The 19,139-nt window shown below is 60.6% G+C and carries 17 protein-coding genes; all 17 read right to left on the reverse strand.

Annotation, left to right across the window (positions count from 1 at the left end):
• A partial coding sequence (locus AC6CDK_RS14550) for an MCP four helix bundle domain-containing protein (protein WP_496639893.1) occupies positions 1-851 on the reverse strand: 851 nt, incomplete at its 3' end.
• A gap of 282 nt (positions 852-1,133) precedes the next feature.
• Positions 1,134-2,219: an IS5 family transposase gene (locus tag AC6CDK_RS14555; RefSeq protein ID WP_192905541.1), complete on the reverse strand. Its 1,086-nt coding sequence runs from the start codon at positions 2,217-2,219 to the stop codon at positions 1,134-1,136.
• 213 nt (positions 2,220-2,432) lie between these two features.
• Positions 2,433-4,652 carry an ATP-binding protein gene (locus tag AC6CDK_RS14560; protein WP_192905542.1) on the reverse strand — a complete coding sequence of 740 codons (2,220 nt, stop codon included), beginning with the start codon at positions 4,650-4,652 and terminating at the stop codon, positions 2,433-2,435.
• A gap of 4 nt (positions 4,653-4,656) precedes the next feature.
• A complete protein-coding gene (locus AC6CDK_RS14565; RefSeq protein WP_066357615.1) occupies positions 4,657-4,884 on the reverse strand; it encodes a hypothetical protein in 228 nt (75 codons plus the stop codon).
• Between the two features lie 406 nt (positions 4,885-5,290).
• Positions 5,291-5,941, reverse strand: a complete 651-nt coding sequence (locus AC6CDK_RS14570) for a response regulator (RefSeq protein WP_039645481.1) — start codon at positions 5,939-5,941, stop codon at positions 5,291-5,293.
• A gap of 240 nt (positions 5,942-6,181) precedes the next feature.
• The gene (locus tag AC6CDK_RS14575) at positions 6,182-7,336 is read right to left on the reverse strand and encodes a PAS domain-containing sensor histidine kinase (protein ID WP_039648282.1); all 1,155 of its coding nucleotides are present in this window, start codon (positions 7,334-7,336) and stop codon (positions 6,182-6,184) included.
• A 23-nt stretch (positions 7,337-7,359) separates the two neighbouring features.
• A complete protein-coding gene (locus AC6CDK_RS14580) occupies positions 7,360-7,731 on the reverse strand; it encodes a response regulator (protein WP_039648284.1) in 372 nt (123 codons plus the stop codon).
• Positions 7,732-7,956: 225 nt separating this feature from the next.
• A complete protein-coding gene (locus AC6CDK_RS14585) occupies positions 7,957-10,062 on the reverse strand; it encodes a chemotaxis protein CheA (RefSeq protein WP_039645483.1) in 2,106 nt (701 codons plus the stop codon).
• Positions 10,062-10,427 (reverse strand): response regulator, encoded by a 366-nt coding sequence (locus AC6CDK_RS14590; protein ID WP_066357616.1) that lies wholly within the window; start codon positions 10,425-10,427, stop codon positions 10,062-10,064. The genes AC6CDK_RS14585 and AC6CDK_RS14590 overlap by 1 nt, the downstream gene beginning before the upstream one ends.
• Complete coding sequence (locus AC6CDK_RS14595) at positions 10,427-10,789, reverse strand: STAS domain-containing protein (RefSeq protein WP_039645488.1); 363 nt, start codon at positions 10,787-10,789, stop codon at positions 10,427-10,429. The genes AC6CDK_RS14590 and AC6CDK_RS14595 overlap by 1 nt, the downstream gene beginning before the upstream one ends.
• A gap of 16 nt (positions 10,790-10,805) precedes the next feature.
• Complete coding sequence (locus AC6CDK_RS14600) at positions 10,806-12,659, reverse strand: methyl-accepting chemotaxis protein (protein WP_192905543.1); 1,854 nt, start codon at positions 12,657-12,659, stop codon at positions 10,806-10,808.
• A 145-nt stretch (positions 12,660-12,804) separates the two neighbouring features.
• Positions 12,805-13,200, reverse strand: coding sequence for a response regulator (locus AC6CDK_RS14605; RefSeq protein ID WP_039645491.1), 396 nt, complete (start codon positions 13,198-13,200; stop codon positions 12,805-12,807).
• Positions 13,201-13,218: 18 nt separating this feature from the next.
• Entirely contained in the window at positions 13,219-15,561 is a 2,343-nt protein-coding gene (locus AC6CDK_RS14610; RefSeq protein WP_039645494.1) for an ATP-binding protein, read from the reverse strand.
• A gap of 202 nt (positions 15,562-15,763) precedes the next feature.
• Positions 15,764-16,231: a cytochrome P460 family protein gene (locus AC6CDK_RS14615; RefSeq protein ID WP_039645496.1), complete on the reverse strand. Its 468-nt coding sequence runs from the start codon at positions 16,229-16,231 to the stop codon at positions 15,764-15,766.
• Between the two features lie 133 nt (positions 16,232-16,364).
• Complete coding sequence (locus AC6CDK_RS14620; RefSeq protein WP_039645497.1) at positions 16,365-16,871, reverse strand: nitrous oxide reductase accessory protein NosL; 507 nt, start codon at positions 16,869-16,871, stop codon at positions 16,365-16,367.
• 188 nt (positions 16,872-17,059) lie between these two features.
• Entirely contained in the window at positions 17,060-18,652 is a 1,593-nt protein-coding gene (locus AC6CDK_RS14625; protein ID WP_192905544.1) for an alginate export family protein, read from the reverse strand.
• 23 nt (positions 18,653-18,675) lie between these two features.
• Positions 18,676-19,139: energy-coupling factor ABC transporter ATP-binding protein (locus tag AC6CDK_RS14630; protein WP_496639894.1), on the reverse strand; the 464-nt coding region annotated here is incomplete at its 5' end.

The following is a 19,139-nucleotide window of genomic DNA, read 5'->3' on the forward strand; positions in this document are numbered from 1 at the left end:
GAGGAGAGCTCCTGGCTGCCGGCGGCCACGTTGTCCGCTGCGCTCTTCACGTCAGCTACCACTCCTTTCAGCTTCTCGACCATGTTGTGCATGGCCGCCAGCAGTTGGCCCGTTTCGTCCTTGCTCGTTGCCTCGATCGTTACGGTCAGATCTCCTTCAGACAGGCGGTTTGACACATCCACGGCCGATCTGAGCGGGCGGCTGATTATGCGGGAAAGGAATATGCCGAGTCCGACCGCCAGGGCCACACCAATCACAAGGATGATGCCCGTCATGGCAACCGCGGCCTTGGCGGCGGCGGTATTGCTCTCGGATTTCTTCTTTGCCAGATCGATTTTCAGATCAGCCAGCTTCTGGATCGAATCATCCACTGACCGGGCAAGCCCGGCGACGGCATCGCTCCTCATATAGGCAATGGCCTGATCGTTCTTCCCATCCATTGCCAGTGCCACAATTTTGTCAAGATGAGGGACAAACTTGGCCAATTCGGTCTTGATATCCGCGTAGGCCTTCTTTGTCTCATCTGATTTGAGAGACTTTTCGATTTCAGGGAGATTGTCATCTATTATTTTATGCAGTTCTTCAATCCTGTTAGAAAACTTTACCTTGCCTTCATGCGTCTGCTCCAAAGCTATTTCTCGATAGTTTACCCTTATTCTTTGAAATGCCACAGCAGTGGTCAAAATGGGACCCATCGGTTTTGCGTTGAGCTCGTACATCTCTGTATCGGCTTTTTCTATTTGCATGATTTTTGTTATCCCTATTACGCCAATGATGCAAGCTATCAGCGTAACAAGAGAAAAACCCAGTATCAGCTTTGATGCAATCTTCAAATTGTAAAACCATGTCATATCATCCTCCTTTGCTTTGACTCAACGTACCAACACATGGACTTTGACTGCTTTGATATATCTATCGGGAGAACGGTTTTCAGGAGTATAGGGAAATCCCTGACAACCCGCCTCCCAATCCCCTATCAGGTCGTTGAAAATCGGCCCTATTTGAGATTGAAGAACTTTTAGTTCGATTTTTTTGAATCAGTTGAGCGCTTTATGGGGTTTCAGTCCGCCGTTTTGCTCTTTATCAACCTCATATGCTGCTGTTGTTGCCTGATTCGAGGGATGTTCCCCCTGTCAGGTGACACCAAGGCCCAGGTTTTTCATCCGAACCAGGTTGTAAGCCGCTGCGTGCAGGTCAAGTTGCATGGCGATTTTCTCGATTCCCCGGTACATCGTTTTGCGTAACCTGCCTACGGTCTTCATCCAGCCAAAGCCTTCTTCGATCCGTTTCCTGATCTTCTGGCTGATGGCGTAGTTCGGATGATTGGTGGTTCTACCGTCAATGGCCGACTTTCTGTTCGTGGTGTTCTGCGCCACGTGCGGTGTGATCCTGAGCCGGCGGAGTTCTCTGACGAAGGCTTCCGTGTCGTAGCCTTTGTCACCGCCAAGCGATATGCGGCGGGTGGTCCGGGGGAGACGCTGCACCATTGTCTTTGCCGCTTCGCGTTCGCCGGAACCGGATGCCATTGTTACCTTGGTCCTGACAATCAGGCCACTGCGGTTCTCCATCAGGGTGTGCCCCTGGTAGCAGAGCTTGGCTTCCTTGGTCTTTCCCTTGCGGTAGAGACGGGCATCGGGATCGGTAACAGAACCATGGGTTTCGTTGGTAAGCTTCTGCCCTTTGAAATCCACGGTCTCGTTTCTGCCTCCACCGCCAGCTGACGGTGGACCATCCTTGGGCTTGAAGCTCTTGATGGATGCCCAGGCTTCGATGAGGGTGCCATCAACCGTGAAGTGCTCGCGTGACAAAAGGCGCTTTCTTTCCGCCTGAGTCAGTATCCGTGACAGAAACTCGGCAGCAACCTCGGAACCGATCAACCGTTCGCTGTTCTTGGTAAAACTGGAATGGTCCCAGACCTTCTCATCCAGGCCCATACCAAGGAACCAGCGGAACAGGAAGTTGTAGTGGATCTGCTCCACCAGCTGCCGGTTGCTACGGATGGAGTAAAGAATCATCAGCAGTTGGGCTTTCAAGAGCTTCTCCGGCGGGATCGACGATCTGCCGGTTGTGGCATACATACTGTCAAAGAGCTTGTCCATCCCTGCCAGGGCTTCGTCAGCCATTTTACGAATGGCCCGCAAGGGGTGGTCCTTCGGGACAAAGGATTCAGGAGTCACATAGGTAAAAAGTGCTTCTGTGTTGCTGTCAAAACCGCGCATAACTTTCCTCAATAATTGCAAAGTGTTATGCGCGATAAACTACCATAAAACGGCTGTTTTCTCTATTTGAATTTCAACAGCCTGCTATACCGATTCATTACACCATTTTTATCAACGCCAGAATAACGGCAAGTGTGCGCAAGGGGGGATGAAAGGCTGCGCGAGGGGGTGGCGAATACGAACGTGGCGGGGCCGTGGCAGAAACAACAATGGTCAGTGGACGGCGGACATGATCTGGTCTATATGCTCTCTCAGCACGTCCAGGGCAAAGGGCTTGCGGAGGAGGGGCGCATCGGCGTCCACCGCGCCGCGCCCTTCAACTGCGTCCGCCGGATAGCCGGACATGTAGAGCACTCGGGCCGCTTTCTGATGGGGTAGAATGGCCCGGACCATCTCCCGGCCATTCATGGACGGCATGATGACATCCGTGAGGATCAGATCGACGACAATGCCGGGCTGTTGACAGAGACGTATCGCCTCGCCGGGGCTGGTTGCGGTTATCACGGTATGCCCGAGCCGCCGCAGCATCAGCGCGGTGACATCCCGCACGGCAGCGTCGTCATCCACCAGGAGCGTGGTCCTTGCGGGAAGGATGCCGCCCTCTCCTGGCCTGCGGGTTTCGGGCGTCTCTCCCACAAAACGGGGCAAATAGATGAAAAAGGCCGATCCTCCGCCCGGCGCGCTCTCAACGCTGACGGCACCGCCATTCTGACGTACGATCCCGTAAACCGTGGCAAGTCCGAGACCGGTTCCCTTCCCCATTTCCTTGGTCGTGAAAAAAGGTTCGAAGATATGCTCCATAACCTCGGGGTCCATGCCACAACCCGTGTCACTCACGGTCATCAGGACGTATTCTCCCGGCGATGCGCCTTGCAGGTGCCCCGCCGTTCCCTTGTCGAGCACGATGTTCTGGGTCGCGATGGTGACGCTGCCGTTGCCCGCTATGGCGTCGCGGGCGTTCATCACCAGATTCATGAGGATCTGATCGGCCTGGGTCGGATCGATCCGCACCGGCCAGAGATCCGCGCCGGCCACATGGCTGAGGGTGATATCCTCTCCGATCAGGCGGCTGAGGGATTTGCTGCTCTGGGAGATGAGCCGGTCGAGGTCGACCCTGACGGGATTGACCCGCTCGCTGCGGGTAAATGCCAGCAATTGGCGGGTGATGTCGCGGGAATGCTCGGCCGCCTTGATTATCTGGTTGAGCTGTTCGGGCGCATCCTTGCCCTGGAGACCAGTGAGCCTGAGCACGTGGGCGTAGCCGAGAATCACCGTGAGCTTGTTGTTGTAGTCGTGGGCAATCCCTCCGGCCAGCCGGCCGATGGCCTCCATCTTGTGGGCCTGGCCCAGCCGCTGCAGCATGTCCCGCCGCTCCGCCTCGATCTGCCGCCGCTCGGTCACGTCGATGCCGAGGGCCATGGCGGCCATCACCACCCCGTTTTCGTCCGCAAGGGGAGCGAACTGGACCCACAGCACGCGCTCCTGGTACTCGATTTCCTCGCTCAGGGTCTCGCCTGCAAGCGCCAGGCGATAACAGCTCTCCAGCCGGCCGGCAAGATGCTCTCCGAACAGCTCGCCCGGCATGCGCCCCAGCGTCTCTTGGCCACTCAGGCCAAGGGTTTCCACGAGACTTCCCTCAAACATGATGTAGCGGACATCAGCGGCAACCACCCACACTCCGCCGTTCGGTATCCTGTGGGCGATCGCCCGCAGCAACGCCTCGCTCTCGCGCACGGCCTGGAGCATGCCCTGCTGCTGCTGATAAGCGACGGCAAGGGATTCCCGCATCCGGTTGAATGCCTCCACCAGGGCGTCGATCTCATCCCCATGGCAGGTCTTGTCCAATTGAAGGGGCTGCTGTACCTGGGCGAGGCCGAAGGAGGTGAAGTAGTCGGCCGCAGCAGCCAGGTGCCGGGTGACTTGGCGCTCGAAGAGCATGAAGGCGAAAAGCATCACGATGGTGATGGTCAGGGTCTGGAACAGCAGGGTTACGGTCGCGGTGGACAGGGCATCGCGCATGATGGCCTGGCGGTCGATTTCCAGATGGAGATACCCCAGGGGCATCTGATGGCCGTTATAGGTCGCCGCGAGATCTATCCTGCGGACATCGCCGAACAAATCGCTCCTGGTTCCGGCTTCGACGACGATCCTTCCCTGATCGACCACGGCCACGTAGCTGACGAATGGGTAGTGGTGCAGCCCGTCGATCTGGGCCGCCATCTGCTGGTGGTCGAGACTCCAGAGGGCGGCGGTGATGGCGTCCAGGTGGGTCTTTTTCAGAAGCTCCACGGATTCGTTGAGGGAAGCCTTGCTGCGGTAGTACTCGGCAACGGTAAAAACAGCCGAGAACACGACGCTGAGAGCCAGGGCCAGCAGAAGTGTCTGGCGGAACAGCCGTTTACCGAGGGTATGTGGGGAGGTTTCTGCTGACATCGGGTTAGTCTGCGGTTCCGAGGACCGAAATCATGATCCGCCTGATCGACCCGTCCCGCTTCATCCGGCGGAGAGGGTCAGCCATGGCCGGGACCAGTGCCGCGTGCTTTCTGTTGGGATTGAGATACAGGGGGCACCGAACGGAGATGAGGGTCTCGACCCTGCCGCTGGCGAGCGACTCGAACAGTGCCTCGTCATCCTCGATCGTGGTCGGAGATTTGGCGTTTAGCACAGGGAATGCCAAACGTCAGGAGTCCATGCCCGCACCAGCAACGACAAAAGACTCCATCCGCCGGCCAGATGGGAACCGACGGATGGAGTCATGACAGAGGGACGCCCCGTTCCTTGTCAGGATGCCGGCCCCACCGGCACGGAACGTTCCGATTGCAGAGGGTATGGAACGCCTTGAATTCGAAACCCAGGAAGTCTCCCCCCTTAAGATTGAATCGGTTTACACGCCCCGGGGCACTATCAGGATTATCCTGACAACAGCCGGCGAATTACCTGACATGCGTATTTGATGGAAGAACTGCCGGTGATGTGCAACGGGAGGGGAGAAAGCAATGCCGCCGTAACGGCAACGGCGGAACCTGCTGCTCCGGCTCGAAGCGCCGTGAACGGAGCAGGGAGACTGGCGTTCAGTCGAGGGTGGTGAGCCCTTCGCGGATGGCGAATTTGGTCAGGTCGGCGATGCTGTTCGTCTTGAGCTTGCGCATGATCTGCATGCGCTGGGATTCTACGGTCTTGACGCTGACATCGAGGGAGAAGGCCACTTCCTTGGTGTTCTTGCCCTCGGCAATGAGCTGGAGCACCTCCCGTTCGCGGGGCGTGAGGCGGATGGAGGAAGCGGACTCGGGTCGGCCGCGCCGGCCGAGATAGTCCTTGACCACGACGCCGGTAATGCGGGGGCTGAGGTAAAACCGGTCGGCAACCACTTCGTGGATGGCATTCACCAGTTCGTCAAAGGCGCAGTCCTTGAGCAGAAACCCCTGGGCGCCCGCCGAAAGCGCCTCTTCGATGAAGCGGCGGTCCGAATGCATGGAAAGGGCGAGAACCCTGACCGAGGGATAATCGGCGGCAATGCGCCGGGTCGCATCAATGCCGTTCATTTCCGGCATGGTAAGGTCCATGAGCACCACGTCCGGATCAAGATCCCTGACGCACTGGGTGGCGGCCCGGCCGTTGTCGGCCTCCCCGACCACCTGGATGTCCATCTCCCGCGTAAGGAGAGACTTGAGCCCCTCGCGCATGATCTTGTGATCGTCGACAATTACTACCCGTATCCCCACTCGGCAACCTCACTCCCCCAGAACTGCCCGCGGCCAATCGCTCCCGACTTCACGCTGTCTCCGGCCGGTCGCTCGCACCATTGCCGGCGCCATGCCTGCGGCGCACCCCAACCGCCGGCCATATCCGTCATACCCCAAGTCGCGACCCGTTGGAACACCAGGCATGGCCAAGTTCCCGGCATCAGTGTATGTATACTTCAATGCACCGGCTTGTTACAATATCGTTTTTAATTATATGTATCAACGGTCATCACGGGCACGTTCAAGGGGCGCTACGACGGTTACCATGGTCCCTGACCCCGGGGTCGATTCGATCGCCAGCGAGCCCCCCAGGCGCTCGATCCGCTGGCGAATATTGAAGAGGCCGAATCCGGCACCCGACCTATCCCTTGATTTCTGGGCAGCCTTTGCCACGTCGAATCCCCGGCCGTCGTCCCTGACCGTTATGCGGACGGATTCGCCGATACCGCGGATGTCGATGTGCACCGTATCGGGTGAGGCATGCTTCGTCGCGTTGATGAGCACCTCGCGCACCACCTGGAACAGGGTAACCTTGATCTCCTCCCTCAGGGGCTTGAGCGTGTTGTCGTCACTGAACGTGACGCGAAACCCGTGGTTGTCCTGAAAATTCTCTCCCAGCCATTCTAGGGCGGCTTCAAGCCCCACCTCGTAGAGAATCGGCGGGCTGATCTGGAAAATAAGAGAGCGGACATCCTGGATCGACTGGTCAAGGAGCCCGGTGAGCTCTGCCAACTGCGTCAGGCCGTCATCCGCCACATGCTCCCTGAGCGAATGGGCGCGGATCTTGGCAAAGGCCAGGGTCTGGCCGATGAGATCGTGCAGGTCGGTGGAGAGCCGGCGACGCTCGCGCTCCTCGGCCAACGACAGTTCGGCAGCCAGGTTTCTGAACTCTTCCTGATAGTTGAGCAGCGCGTTTTCGGCCTTGGTGCGCTCGGTAATGTCGTCGCCGATGCTCATGGTGCCGATAATGGCTCCCGAGCTGTCGCGGATGACCGTATTGGTCCAGGAGATGAACAGCCGCTTGCCGCCACAGGTGACAATGTCGTTCTGAACGTGTACCGGCATGTTTCCCGACTCGAGGGACGAGTAGAATATCCGCTTGACCGTTTTCTGGTCAGGGGGGACGAAACGGTCGAACCAGTTGACGCCGATCACTTCCCGTCGCTCCCATCCCACGATCTGGAGAAAATAGTCGTTGCAGAAAACCAGGTTGCCGTGCGTATCGAGTTGAATCGCCAGGAGCTTGATGTGTTCCAGCGTTTCCCGGAACAGCCGCTCAGCCTCGATGCGCAGGGCAACCTCGCGCTTGAGCTGTTGCCAGCGGCGCAGATAGAGCAGAGCAAAGGCCAGTGCCAGGATGGTTGTGCCAAACACGGAAACGTCCTTGATCACTCGAATCAGGAAGAAGTGAGCTCGTTCACCAGATTGAGCAGCGCATCACGGGTGAAGGGCTTGTGGAGGATACGGTCGGCACCCAGGGTTCTGGCGAGCCGCAGGGGGAGATCAGGTTGCATCTGGGGAGAGCCGCCCGACATGGCGATGATTTTCGCGTCCGGGAAATCGCGCCGCAACTCCATGATGGTTTCCACACCTTCCTTTTCAGGCATGATGATGTCGGTAATCACCACGTCTGCCGGCGCCCGTCTCATGGCAGCAAGTCCGGTAACGCCGTTGTCTGCCATTTCCACGGCGAAACCCGCTCCGGAAATGAACCTGCCCACGAGGGTTCGAACCTGTTCGTCGTCATCAATGACCAAAATATGTTTCATGAAATGGCCCGGACTCCGGCGGAAGGAATAGATGTGCCTGTTGCTGCCCATTAAACCCTACTCTTGCCCGTTTCACAACCTATTACCTCGGGGCCCGTGCAAATTTCCTGCGGACAACTGCCCGCTTTGCCCCCGGCTCCCCGAACAGGAGAAAAATGCCGCGTTTTACCGCAGCATCGCCGTTTACCATTGCATTACAGACACTGCCGGCAGAGCACCATCCTGCTACCCCGCGGCCTGCTCCCGTTCCACCTCGCGCACCAGATGGGGAACATCCAGAATAAGGGCCACGGAGCCGTCCCCGAGGATTGTCGCGCCAGAAAGCCCCTTCACATCCTTGTACATCTTGCCCAGGGACTTGATGACGGTCTGGTGTTCGCCGATCACATCGTCGACCACGAAGCCGATCCGGCTCCCCTGGATGGACGTGATGACGATCTGCTCGATTTCCGGAAGCTCGCCGGGAATACGGAAGCGCTCGCGCAAGGGAATGTAGGGAATTATCTGGTCACGGACGTTGGCCAGGTTGCGGCCGTGGGCATTGGCCACATCCTCGCGGGTGAGCTCGATGCACTCCTCCACGATGGAGAGCGGCATGACGAAGCAGTCGGTGCCGATCTTGACCAGCAGGCTTTCGATGATCGCCAGGGTCAGCGGAAGCTTGATCGTGATGGTACTCCCCTTCCCCCGTTCGCTGGTGATGTCGATGGTGCCGCGCAGGGCGTCGATGGCCTTCTTCACCACGTCCATGCCTACACCGCGCCCCGAGACGCTGGTGACTTTCCTTGCCGTGGAGAAGCCGGGAGCGAAGATCAGGTTGTAGATCTCCTTATCCGACAACTCGGCACCGGTGGTGACGAGACCACGCTCGAGCCCCTTGGCTCGGATCGCCTCCTTGTCGAGGCCGGCACCATCGTCGGTAATGGTGATGAGGACACTGTCTCCCGAATGGACCGCGGCAAGGTGGACGGTGCCCTGCCGGGGCTTGCCGGCGGCCTCGCGGTCCTCGGGCATCTCGATGCCGTGGTCGATGGAATTGCGTATCAGGTGGACCAGGGGATCGTTCAGTTTTTCGATGACCGTCTTGTCCAGTTCGGTTTCGGCACCGGCGGTGGTCAGTTCGATGTCCTTGCCAAGTTCCACCGACAGGTCGCGGACCAGCCGCTTGAACTTGCTGAACGTGGTGCCGATGGGAAGCATCCGGATGTTCAGGGCCGTGTCGCGCAGTTCGTTGGTAAGGCGCTCCACTTCTTCGGCAATGGTGTCGAGGAGGGCATCGCCGCGGCCGGCGGCGGTCTGCGAGAGCCTGGCCTGCACCGTCACGAGCTCGCCCACCAGGTTCACGAGGATGTCGAGCTTCTCGGCCGGCACCCGGATGCTGGAAGCGCTTTCCTGGGCCTGGCGTTCCTTGCGGACCTCCTTCACGTGCTGCTGTTCGATCAGGGCCGACTCGACCTTCTCGGGCTGCAGGATACCCTGCTCCACCAGCAGTTCGCCGAAACGCTTCTGGCGTGCCAGGATCGCTTCCATGTCCTGCCGCGTCAGGTCCCCCCGCTCGGCCAGGATGATGCCGAGCTTCTTGTAGTCGGCATCGGTGTCGAGGATGCCGCCGTCGTCGATCACGTCGATCTTAAGCTCGCAGTCGTCCTCGATGAAGATGAACACGTCGCGGATGGCATCGACCCCACGCCTGCTGGTGAGGATCACGTCCCAATACACGTAGCAGAACTCGGGATTGCCCTCTTCCAGTGCCGGCACACGCTCCATCTGGGCCACGACCCGGCATGCGCCGAGCTGGCGCAGTTCCGCCAGCAGGAGGAGCGGGTTGGTGCCGTTGGCGGTTATTTCCGGAACAGGGATGAACCGGATGCGGTACGTCACCGCCACATCATCCTTACCCTCGGCGCCAGGGGGGGCGTGCACCATCTCCACCGGCAGGGGATCCCTCACCTCGGGAGCGGGAACCAGTGCCCGGAGCCCGGCAATAACCTCTTCCGCTTCGCGCCCCTCCACCGGATCGCCCCCCTCCGAGACATCGAGCATCCCCTTGACAAGGTCCCGCGCCCTGAGGGTCAGGTTCACCAGGTCGCGAGTCACCGTCATCTGGCCGTTGCGGACCTTGTCGAAGACCGTCTCCACTTCGTGGGTGAAGGTGGCGATATCCTCGAAGCCGAACATGGCGCCGGACCCCTTGATGGTGTGCATGGCCCGGAACACGCGGCCGATGAGGTCCATGTCGTCCGGGTTCTCTTCCAACTCCAGGAGCGAGCTCTCCAACTCGGAGAGCAGCTCGTAGGCCTCTTCCCTGTAAGCCTGCCGATGGGCGTCCATTAGCCGAGCACCTTCCTGACCACCGCCACCAGTTGCTCGGGCTTGAAGGGCTTGACGATCCAGCCGGTGGCACCGGCGGCCTTGCCTTCCTGCTTCCGGCTTTCCTGTGATTCGGTGGTGAGCATGACGATGGGAGTGAACCGGTAGGAGGGGTTTGCCCTTACCCCCTTGATAAGCCCGATACCATCCAGGTTCGGCATGTTGAGGTCGGTGATCACCATGTCGACCCTGGTACCGGCGAGCTTGGCAAGGGCATCCTTGCCGTCGACGGCCTCCACCACGTCATAGCCGTTCTGCTTGAGGGTGAAACTCACCATCTGGCGTACGCTGGCGGAATCGTCAACCGTCATGATAGTCTTGGCCATTACTCATCCCCTCCGATCCAGATACAGTTCTTGCCGGCATCACGCGAACAGCCCACGTGCCGCTCGAACCCGGCAAGGCCGACCGATTCCACGAAAACGGGGTTATCCCTTCCCGTGAGGAAAAACCCCTTTTGTCTCGTGCAGGCGGCACGGTGGGCCGAACAGAGCAGTTGCAGGCCGGTGATATCCACGGTGCTCACCCCGCTCACGTCCACCTCCACCGAAGCGGCCTGGTCCAAGGCTTCGAGCAGCGCTCCCCTGAATTCGCCGGCAAAGGGTATGGTCAGGTCACCCCCGATACAGAGGATGCATCGCTCACCCGAATCCCCCCCTTGTCTCCGCTTAATCGTCAGTCCGTTCATGATATCTCCTCACTGGCTAAAACAGCTCCACGTTATCGCCGAGGCCATCGCCCGAAGACGGGGGCACCCCTGCCGAGACCGACGGGGCGCCACCGACCACCCGGTGGTGCACGGTACGCTCGCTGTGCATGGTATACCGCTGGGCCAGGTCCAGCAGCTTGCCGCCGTTGCCGCGCCGGGCCGCAGCAGGGACCGTCCGGCGCATGTGGCGCAGCGTTTCCTCGATGGCCTCCGCCACCTCGCCGAGCAGGGCACCGGCGGTGTCGTGGACCGAAAGACCGCTGGTGGCAGCCTCGATGTCGCACGAAAGGCTCCCCACCGCGCTGTCCATATCCGCAAGCAGTCCGACCAGCCGGCTGTTGATGGTCTCCACCGAGCCGAGCAGCCGCTTGAGTTCCACCAGCAGGCTTTCGATCTCATCGGTTCTGGAGCTCACGTCGGCATCCACTTCCCGGACGAGGCGGCCGGTGACCTCGGTAACCTCGCGCAGGGTGGCCGAGACGTCGCCCGTGCGGGTGCGGGCATCCACCGACAGGTGCTGGATCGCCTCGGCAAGGACCCCGAGGGCCGCGCCACCGTCGCCGGTATTGGCCGCTTTCACCTGCGAATTGAGGGCAATCAGCTCGATTTCGGTCCCAATTTCTTCAATGTCGGTCACAAAGGCGGAAATGTCGTTCACCGAATTGACCACCTGCATCATGGCCGAAGCCGTGTCGCGCTTGGCGCGCACATTATCGGAGAGGACCCGGGTCACGCTGGCCATTTCCTCTTCCATCCTGGCGAAAAACGAGTGCCCCGTCTGGTCGGCGCTGCCGGTAATGCCGCGGGTCTCCTCGGACATGCGAGTCTCTTTCGCCACGATGTCGCGCAGATTGATGATGATCCTCTCCACCGCCGACACGAGTTCGTCCCGAGAATGGAGGAGCTGCGCCAGTTGAAGATCGCAGACCTCGGCCGCCTCGGCCACATCCTCCCGGGGATTGTCGCCGGGCCGGGCCAGATGGCGGACGACATCTTCCAATGCTTCATTGACATGCTCGATCTGCTGGCGGGTAATGTCGTGGAACTGGAGCGACGTGACCACTTCGCCGATGCTGTCGGCTATCTCGGCCGACAGGGTGGCCACATTGTTGGCCACGTCGGAACAGCGGGCATGGAGCGTGCTGAGCGCACCCAGGTTCTCTCCAGTCTCGGAGATGATCCGGCAGACATCTTCGTGCTGGCCCGCCTCGATGCGGGAGATGCTTTCAAGGGTGGCGGTGATGACCTGGCCGAGCGAGTCCTTTTCCCCAAGGATCCTTGCCGACTTGTCTTTGATGGAAACCGACAGCCGCTCGACGTCCCCGGCAAGGGTGTTGAATCCGGCAGCCCCCTCGCCGAGCCGCGCGCTTTCGATCTTGACGGCGGTGCTGAGCATGTGGAGATTCTTGATGATCTTCCTGAAACCTTCCAGTGGAGTGTCAACCCGGTCGATCAGTTCGAGGACCGACCTGAGCGTCCGGGTCAGTTGCTCGGTCTGGCTGTCGGCCTGGCCAAGATACGTGGTGATCCGGTCGAGAATCGCGGACAGCGCGTCCATGTCGCCACTGAACTCGTCACCGAGAACGCTCTCTGCCACGCCGCGGGTCATTCGCTCGATATCGCCCGCACGGCTGTAAAACTCGTGGAGCCGGGCACCTACGGCAAGAAATTCCTCCTCGGTCGAGCCGGTGACCTGCCGCAGCCGCTCGCCGGCATTCGTGAGGCATTCCTTCCAGACCTGCAACTCCTGCAACAGGGTGTCGTCCACAGCAACCGCCGGCGCTCCTCCCGGCGGACATCCCGCCTTTGCCCCATCCTGCCTGAACCTGCGAAACACGTCAAAAGCCACTGTGTTGAGCCTCTCTGGGCCCCCTCGAGCCGGGAGCCCTAAGCCACCGTTTTAACTAACTGTTTACCGTATCGACAAATTCTGGGATTACTTTAGCGAATCCGAATCAGGAAATTCCTGATAGGCACCGCGCCGGCCCGGCTGCTCAGAGCAGGCCGTGGCTCCTGATCTCCTTCATCAGGCGCTGCTTGGTGATCGGCTTGACCAGATACGAGGTGGCCCCGCCGCGATAGAATGCCTCCACCACGTTCTTCGGATCGTCCAGGGCAGTTGTCATGATGACCTTGACCTCCTGGGCGCCGTTAAGCCCCAGCCCCCGCTCTATCTCGCGGATTTGCTCCAGGGCCTCGTGGCCGTCCATGTTGGGCATCATGATATCCATGCAGACGAGATCATAGGGGCGGTGCTCATCAAGGGCCAGCCGGAACGCCTGGACCGCCTCCTCCCCGTCGGTGGCGATATCGCACTCACCGAGCGAGGCAAGAAGCTCCTTCATGATTTTGCGCGAAATGAAATCATCCTCAACAATAAGCGTCTTCATTAACATCTCCTTTCCACATCAATCATTACCCCGTCCCGCTTCCGACGGATCGCATGCACGAGCCGGTGCCGGCAGCAGTGCGGCCACAACGCCGAGCAACTCGTCCACCCGCTCCCAATCGCCCCGCCGCGAGGCGAGCTGCAGTCGAAATACCTCATCAACAAGCCCGTTCCTGCCAAGATGGGCAGCTTCCCGTTTCAGCATGCGCGTGCAGCGTTCCACCGCATGCTCGTCCCGATCACCCACGGATGCGCCCAGTTCGTCCATCAGCCCTCCGGACAGTGCAGCCGGCTGAGCTCCGCCGCTTGCATCGGGCCTGATCTCCGCAGGCGGCGCCGACGGCGTGGTCCCGCGGCAGCCATGGCGACTGATGACCCGCCTCAATTCGCCGAAGTTCACCGGCTTGGCCAGGTAGTCGTCGGCTCCTGCCTCCAGGCAGAGCTCCCGGTCGCCAACCAGGGCGCGCGCGGTCAGCGCAATGATCGGGAGCCGCCCTCCCCCTGCCGTTTCGCGCGCGCGGATGGCCCTCATGGTTTCAAAGCCGTCCATGACCGGCATCTGGACATCCATCAGCACGATATCAAATGCCTCCCGGCCGAGCACGGCCAGGGCACCGGCGCCGTCTCCGGCAAAGCTGACCCTGTGGCCGTCGCTTTCAAGCAGCAGAGAAACAACTTTGCGGCTGACCGCGCTATCGTCGACCAGGAGCACCGACAGGGGCCGGACCGCAACAGATTTCTCCGCCACCGCCCAGCCGGCCACAGGCTGCGGGGAGGCGATGGCGTCCGGCGCGCCGCGCAGACTGACCGAAAAGGAAAAGGTGCTCCCCGTGCCAGGCTCGCTCGCAACGGAGATCGCCCCATCCATGGCCTCCACCAGTCGGCGGACAATGGCGAGGCCCAGGCCGGTCCCCCCGTGGATGCGGGTGGTGGAGCCATCGGCCTGGACAAAGGGCTCGAAGATCGTGTCGAGCTTTTCAGGGGGAATGCCGGGGCCGGTGTCTCCGACCGAGCAACTGACGTCAAACCGGCTGTCGCCGGCAGCGGCTGCTCCCAACTGGACGGTAACGGCCCCCTGCTCGGTGAATTTGACGGCATTGCCCACCAGGTTTGCCACGATCTGCGAAAAGCGCACCGGGTCCCCCACCACCGTCTCCGGCAAGTGAGGCGGCATATCGACCGCCACCATGACTCCTTTGCGCGCCGCAACGGCCCTGAAGGGCTTGACGGTCCGCTCGACGGCCTCCCGGATGGCAAAAGGAACCGATTCGAGCACCAGTTGCCGCGATTCGATCTTCGAGTAGTCGAGGACCATGTTGATTACTGCCAACATGCTCTCAGCCGACTCGCGGGCTATCTCGGTGTACTCCCGCTGCCTGGGGTCCAGCACGGTTTCCCTCAGGAGTTCCAGGGTGCCGATCACGCCGTTCATGGGGGTCCGGATCTCGTGGCTCATGTTGGCCAGGAAATCGATCTTGGCCCGGGAAGAGTCGACAGCAGCCGCATGGGCGGCCCTCAGATCGCCCTCCATCTTTGTGCGGTCGGTGATATCGATCGATATCCCGCCAACATTGACCACGACCCCGGCGGCATCCCTGAGGGGAAATCTGACCGTGTGGAACACCCGCGCTCCTGCACCGAGATCAAGGGATTCATCAAGGACGACAATGGCATTTGTTTCGGCAACACTGCGATTGAGCTCGGAGAACTGGGCACACACAGCGGCTGGAAATATTTCGTTCAGGCGGCGGCCAACGGCAACGTTGCGGGGGATGCCCGTCTCCCGCTCCCAGGCGTTGTTGGCAAGCCGGAGCGTTCCGTCCACGGACGTAATGTAGATCGGCAGCGGGGTTTCATCGAGTATCGTGTCAAGGAATTCGCTGGTGGAACGCAGCGCCTCTTCCATCCGCCTGCGCTCGGATACGTCCCGCACGATCCCGAAAATCGTGCCGTCCGGCAGCAGGTGAGCCGAAAGTTCCACTGTCAGTTGATCTCCGTTGCGGGTCCAGACGGTCCGCTCTTCCCGCAGGGGCTCGCCGCCGGCTATCCGCGCCAGGGACGACGCAGCCCATTCGGAATCGATCCCTCTGCTGAGCACGCCCCAATCCAGGGCAAGGAATTCCTCTCTGGTGTAGCCGGTTGCGGAGCAGATGGCAGGATTGACGTCAAGGTAGCGTCCTTCGGCATCCATGATGAATATGCCGTCGAGCGCATGCTCGAACAGCCCGCGATAGCCGGACCCGCAGCGAAAATCCGCCGGTTCGGCCGCGTCTCGGGGCAGCAGTCGGGAAAGCAGCGCACCTGGCACTCCCAGCACCGATGCAGCGCTCTTTTTCAGAAAGGTTGCCAGACTGCCGACCATTAGAGCTCTCCGAAAGCCGGGATTGGTGCTCAGAGCGTTTGCATACACTGCTATGTCAGCTTATCGTCCCCCACACTGAATAGTTGAGAGTTTTCTGAAAAAATGTCCGGAGCCCGTCCCTGCCCTGCCCACGGCGACCCGCGGCAAAAAAAGAAAACGCCGCGGAAATCCGCGGCGTTGGCTCCTCCCATGCCGTGAGGTGCTATCTGAAATCAGCGTACCGTGATATGACCAAGTCACGACTCCCGGCCTCTTTGAGATGGCACTCGTAGCAATTCTTGACCGTGTCCACGCCGGAGGGCTTCCCTTCGGCAGTAAAGCCGGCAAAGAGCCAGCCGCCGGTTGCGGTCTGCTTTTTATCCTTGGTCATGAGGACGATCATGTTCCGTTTTCCCTTGGTCGGCTTGCCCCCCGCATCCTTGATGCTGTGCTGGACCACCACGAACCGGCTTCCCTCAGGATAGGGACCGCCCTTCCGATAGGCCGCCATGGCCTTCTTGTCCACGTAAATATTGTGAATGCCGTAAAACAGGGAATTCTTGTCGGCTATCACCTTTTCCTTGCTCATGTCCCACTTCTCGTAGCCCTTCGGCAGCGACGCGCCGGCGGCGTGCGCCGTTGCCGCGGCCGCAACCCACAGGAGGGCCGCCGCCCATGCAATGCCTTTCATCAATTCCTCCGGTTTCGGAGCGTGTCCGCAACAAACTGCCGCGCAAAATCCGCCCCCGAAACGGGTGCGGAACAGCAACGCCTGGTTGCGAACAAGCTCTGCGTGTTGCGGAAAAATCCCGCTGGTTTCTTCATCACAGCTCGTCCGTAGCCGCCTTGAGCGCTTCGGCAAAGGTGGCGGACGTGCCGCCGTGCCGGGCAATGAACGCCTCGGCGGCCCCCTTGTCGGCAAAGGCCCACTTGGGGGTCTTGGTCATGACCCCGCGCCGGGCGCCACCGATGACCCAATGGGCCTTTCCGGCGTCGATCAGCGTGCCGTTCGTGAGGTCGCCCACCTGAAACGACGCCACGGGCTTGTTTTTCTTGTCCTTCAGGTCCAGTGCGACGCAACGGATGCTGCAGGTGGCCACCTTTTCACCGTCGTGGTAGACGATCAGCATCCTGCTGTGGGCGAACTTCGCCCGGTCCATGCCGCAGTGGGCGCAATCGGGATACTCCACGGCATCGGCAGGTGCGGCGGTCGACGACTCCACGGCTCCGCCGTGCCCGTGATGGCCCTGTCCCGCAACCGCCGGCCGGACGGACGCAAGAAAAACTCCCGCAACAACGAGCATGGCAGATGCGAAGTATCTCATGTTCATGACAGTACCCTTTCTCGTGCGTTTGTGCCGGATTGGTGCAATGCCGCGCGAGGCCCAGGGGACCAGACGGCATTGCCCCACAAGAATACGTACACTACAGGATAAACTTCAAGAAGTTTTATGCAGCTCCCCGACCGGCCCCGCTGTTCTCTCCGTGACCACTGTGCACCGGCGGGATGGCCGTCCCGTTATCTGCCGCGGGCCTGCTTCGGTTTCGTGTGGGACAGATCGAACTGGAACATGAGATACCCGTAGTGGATGTCCCCATTGCTCCCCGAGGCGTCGCTGAAAAATCTGCCGGTAAAGAACCTGTCGTAGCCGGCAATGATCGATAGCGCGTCAGAAACTGCGTACGTCAGGGTGAAATCGGTTTCCAGGCCGATCCGGCGACTGAACCCGTCGGGCACGTAGTTGGCCAGAAAATAGCGGCCAGTGGCTGTCAGGCTCAACTCCCCGGTCAGATCGACTCCCCAGCCGAGCGTGTAAACCTGGAGCCCGCTGGCGTGATAATCACCGACATCCAGCCCCGACAGATCACCGACCACGTTCATATCGCCAGTGAGAGACGAGTCGGTGGCCTGATTCAGAAACTCCTTCCTGCCGCTCACGCCGAGGGCCGCATCACGGCTTCCCGAGCCATAGGCGACGCCGGCAAAGAAATGGTTGCCGATCCCTCCGAGATCAGTGTCGATCATGATATCGGCATGGCCACCCCAGGCCCTGATGCTTTCATTGGCATCATCACCGTTGAACAGGCGTCCCGTCTGCCAGACCGGTTCGATTTCAATACTGGCGGAGCCGAGCTTGGCCGTGGCCCTGAGGCCGAAGGAATTGCGATGCGCCCCGTCATGACGCTCAGTGGAGCCGCTATCGCGAAATCCATAGAATTCCAGGCCGGTACCGTCGCTGATGTTCCATGTGGCATAACCCCCGGCAAGGCCACCTTCTGTGCCGTCGGACCAGGGGGAGGCATACCAGCCGCCGAAGATGTCGACCGTCAGCGGTGTCAGAGGAGTTATCCGCAACCGCACGGCATCATAGACGAGTCCCTTGTAGAACGAATCGCTCCCCAGCATGAAGGAGCTGCCGTAGACAAGCTCCTGACGGCCGGCCTTGAGGGAATTCCCGTCCCGGAGGGGGCAGAGGACCTCGGCAAAGCCCTGGTAGAGGGAAATCTTGCCGTAATCCTGGCTCCCCCCGCTGAAGCCGTACCCCTGTCCCTCGGCGTGGAGATCGAGCCATGCCACCGGATGCCAGAAAAGGTACGGTTTGACGCGATAGAGGAAGCGCCCTTCAGCGTGCCCGGTTGCCTGGCCGAACTCGGGGAGCCGGAAAGAGCCGGCACCTTCTCCCCTGACAAACCCATTCATGCCGAGCCGGTATTCATAATCGTACAGGTCGGGCTTGGCGAGCATGGCTTCGACTTCCTCCCGCAGCGTGTGGTAACCGTGCCGGCTCTCCAGCTCGGCGTCGAGCTCTTCCCTGAGGCGGAGAATCAAGGCCCGCTCCTCGGGAGCGAGCGAATCCTTGCCCTCTGCCCGACACTTCGCGAGCACGTTTTCGAGGACACCGAACAGGCAGTCGGCAGCCTCGCTCCTGAGGCACGGCTGCCCTTCAACGGCCATGTCGCCAGGAAGCGTTCGGCCGGTGTCGTATTTGCGGGTCAATTCCGCAATCTGGCGGCAGGTGCGTGCCTCCGTTCTCGCATCATCGGCCGCCAGTGCCCATGGCGCAGAACCAAGGGCAACAGAGGCAGCAATGCCAATGACCATACGTTTCATGCAATCCTCCCGCAGCTACCGGATCAACGGCCGCACACCGGACACCCCTGCATCGACAGGGGACGTTCCAGCCGGCAGGCGGCCAGCAGTTCATCGTTGCCGAAGATCTCGCGGGTGGGACCATCGGCCGCCACCTTCCCCCCGCGCAGGACAATGGTCCGTTCGCACAGATCCATAACCATGTCCAGGTCGTGGGACGTAATAATCTTCGTGTGGCTGAAATCCCGCAGAAGACCCATGAGCTGGCGGCGGGCATAGGGGTCGAGGCCGGTGGTTGGCTCGTCGAGCACCAGAATGTCGGGGCTCATGGACAGCACGGTCGCAATGGCGACGCGCCGTTTCTCGCCCCCCGACAGGCGATAGGGGGGCTTGTCGCGAAGATGTGCGACGCCGACCCGTTCCAGGGCATCCGTGACCCGGCGCTCCACCTCTGCCGGTGGCAGCCCCAGGTTGAGGGGGCCGAAGGCGACATCGTCAAAGACCGTCG

Source organism: Geobacter sp. PheSNFMC (genome assembly GCF_059620965.1).

Excerpts from the sequence above, each read along its gene's own strand:
- AC6CDK_RS14555 (WP_192905541.1), bottom strand. The coding sequence starts at position 2,219 with ATGCGCGGTTTTGACAGCAACACAGAAGCACTTTTTACCTATGTGACT.
- AC6CDK_RS14560 (WP_192905542.1), bottom strand. The coding sequence starts at position 4,652 with ATGTCAGCAGAAACCTCCCCACATACCCTCGGTAAACGGCTGTTCCGC.
- AC6CDK_RS14580 (WP_039648284.1), bottom strand. The coding sequence starts at position 7,731 with ATGAAACATATTTTGGTCATTGATGACGACGAACAGGTTCGAACCCTC.
- AC6CDK_RS14585 (WP_039645483.1), bottom strand. The coding sequence starts at position 10,062 with ATGGACGCCCATCGGCAGGCTTACAGGGAAGAGGCCTACGAGCTGCTC.
- AC6CDK_RS14590 (WP_066357616.1), bottom strand. The coding sequence starts at position 10,427 with ATGGCCAAGACTATCATGACGGTTGACGATTCCGCCAGCGTACGCCAG.
- AC6CDK_RS14595 (WP_039645488.1), bottom strand. The coding sequence starts at position 10,789 with ATGAACGGACTGACGATTAAGCGGAGACAAGGGGGGGATTCGGGTGAG.
- AC6CDK_RS14605 (WP_039645491.1), bottom strand. The coding sequence starts at position 13,200 with ATGAAGACGCTTATTGTTGAGGATGATTTCATTTCGCGCAAAATCATG.
- AC6CDK_RS14610 (WP_039645494.1), bottom strand. The coding sequence starts at position 15,561 with ATGGTCGGCAGTCTGGCAACCTTTCTGAAAAAGAGCGCTGCATCGGTG.
- AC6CDK_RS14615 (WP_039645496.1), bottom strand. The coding sequence starts at position 16,231 with ATGAAAGGCATTGCATGGGCGGCGGCCCTCCTGTGGGTTGCGGCCGCG.
- AC6CDK_RS14620 (WP_039645497.1), bottom strand. The coding sequence starts at position 16,871 with ATGAACATGAGATACTTCGCATCTGCCATGCTCGTTGTTGCGGGAGTT.
- AC6CDK_RS14625 (WP_192905544.1), bottom strand. The coding sequence starts at position 18,652 with ATGAAACGTATGGTCATTGGCATTGCTGCCTCTGTTGCCCTTGGTTCT.